Annotated in this window: 2 protein-coding genes; both read left to right on the plus strand. The window is 73.1% G+C overall.

Features of this window, described 5'->3' with window-relative positions; genetic code table 11:
- The first annotated feature begins 107 nt into the window (after window positions 1–107).
- Window positions 108–935, plus strand: coding sequence for a thiolase family protein (locus AB0H87_RS41480; protein WP_360159263.1), 828 nt, complete (start codon window positions 108–110; stop codon window positions 933–935).
- Window positions 936–964: 29 nt separating this feature from the next.
- The gene (fabG, locus tag AB0H87_RS41485; protein WP_360159266.1) at window positions 965–1,726 is read left to right on the plus strand and encodes a 3-oxoacyl-ACP reductase FabG; all 762 of its coding nucleotides are present in this window, start codon (window positions 965–967) and stop codon (window positions 1,724–1,726) included.
- Window positions 1,727–1,846 lie beyond the last annotated feature (120 nt).

A 1,846-nucleotide genomic window follows, 5' to 3' on the forward strand; every position in this document is an offset into this window, starting at 1 on the left:
GGTGCGGGCGGGGCCGGCGCCTGGAAGCTCGCCATCGCCGCGATCGCGCTGCAGACCGTCCGGCACATGACCGACACCTGGTACGGGACCCTGCAGGCTCCGAGTCGATGAGCCGGGCGCCGTTCGTGCTGCCGCGGCCCGAGGAAGGCCTGCCGCGCGGCATGGAGATCTTCGACACCCGGCTCGGCTGGCGGCTGGTCAACCCGCGGATGCGCGACCTGCACGGCGTGCTCAGCATGGGCGAGACCGCCGAGGAGGTGGCCCGCCGCTACGACATCGGGCGCGACCGGCAGGACGCGTTCGCACTGCGCAGCCACCAGGCCGCGGCCGCGGCGACGGCGGCCGGCGAGTTCGCCGCCGAGCTGCTGCCCGTGACGCTGCCCGACGGCGCGACCGTCGAGACCGACGAGGGCATCCGGTCCGACACGACGCTCGAGAAGCTCGGCAAGCTCAAGCCGGTGTTCCGCAAGGACGGCACGGTCACCGCGGGCAACTCGTCGCCGCTCAACGACGGCGCCGCCGCGTTGGTGCTGGTCAGCGAGGAGGCGCTGGGCGAGCTGGGCGTCGAGCCGCTGGGGCGCTGGGTCGGCGGTGCGAGCGCCGGCGTACACCCGGACGTGATGGGCATCGGCCCCGTGCCGGCGACCCGCAAGGTCCTCGAACGGCGCGGCTGGACCCTCGACGACATCGAGACCGCCGAGCTCAACGAGGCGTTCGCGGCGCAGTCGCTGGCGGTCGTCGACCAGCTCGGCATCGACGAGAAGCTGGTCAACCCGTCCGGCGGCGCGATCGCGATCGGCCACCCGCTGGGCTGCTCCGGCGCGCGCATCCTCACCACGCTGCTGCACCGCATGCGGCGCACCGGCGCGCGCCGCGGCCTGGCCACCATGTGCGTCGGCGTCGGCCAAGGCACGTCCGTCCTCGTTGAGCGCTGAGAAGCCACACCTGAGCAGGGAGATGCGAGATGAGCGAGAGGTTCGCGGATCGGGTCGCGATCGTGACCGGCGCGGCGCAGGGCATCGGTCTGGCGACCGCGCGCCGGCTGGCCGGCGAGGGCGCGCGGGTGGCGGTGGTCGACCTCGACACCGACCGCAGCGCGGCCGCGGCCGACGAGATCAAGGCGGCGGGCGGCGTGGCCACCGGCTACGGCTGCGACGTGACGGACCCGGCGGCGGTGGCGGCGATGGTCGAGGCGGTGGCCGGCGAGCACGGCCGCATCGACATCCTGGTCAACAACGCCGGCATCACCCGCGACAACCTGCTCTTCAAGATGTCGGCCGCCGAATGGGACGCGGTCCTGACCACCAACCTGTCCAGCATGTTCCATTGCTGCCAGGCGGTACAGAAGCACATGGTCGCGGCCCGCTACGGCAAGATCGTCAACCTCAGCAGCCGGTCGGCGCTGGGCAACCGGGGCCAGGTCAACTACGCCGCCGCCAAGGCGGGCGTCCAGGGCCTGACCGCGACGCTGGCGATCGAGCTGGGCCCGTTCAACATCAACGTGAACGCGGTGGCCCCGGGCTACATCGCCACGGCCATGACCGCCGCGACTGCGACCCGCGTCGGGGCAGCGCCCGAGGATCACCAGCGGCTGGCCGCGGACGTCACGCCACTACGCCGCGTGGGCCAGCCGGAGGAGGTGGCCGCGGTGATCGCCTTCCTGGCCAGCGACGACGCGGCCTACGTGAGCGGCCAGACCTTGTACGTCAACGGCGGCGCCCGCTAGGCCACCGATGGACACCCGCGGCGGACGTCGATCGACACGCAGTGCTCGATCAGCAGGATGATCCGGCGCAGCAGGTCCTGCGCGGGCCCGGCGACCGCGGTGTGCGGGTTGCGCACCTCG

Source organism: Asanoa sp. NPDC050611, from assembly GCF_040654855.1.
Lineage (GTDB): Bacteria > Actinomycetota > Actinomycetes > Mycobacteriales > Micromonosporaceae > Asanoa.